General features: G+C 67.8%; 1 pseudogene. It reads left to right on the forward strand.

Annotation, left to right across the window (positions count from 1 at the left end):
• Positions 1-193, forward strand: a pseudogene (locus ACQG3P_RS24580) (PCRF domain-containing protein); the annotation flags it as partial.
• Between the last annotated feature and the right edge of the window lie 40 nt (positions 194-233).

Raw genomic sequence — 233 nt, forward strand, 5'->3', positions numbered from 1 at the left:
GCCCGAACTCCTGCCGCGCATGGACCAGCGCGGGTGCGACACGCGCGGCAGGAAGACCGAACAGCTGGACGTGTCCGCTGGCGATGTCGCCGGCATCACGTCGGCCACGCTGCGCGTGGAAGGCGACAATGCCTATGGCTGGCTGAAGACCGAAACCGGCGTGCACCGCCGGGTGCGCAAGTCGCCGTTCGATTAGGACAACCGCCGCCAAACCAGCTTCACCGCGGTGGTAG

The organism is Stenotrophomonas sp. SrG (assembly GCF_050031795.1).
GTDB lineage: Bacteria > Pseudomonadota > Gammaproteobacteria > Xanthomonadales > Xanthomonadaceae > Stenotrophomonas > Stenotrophomonas rhizophila_A.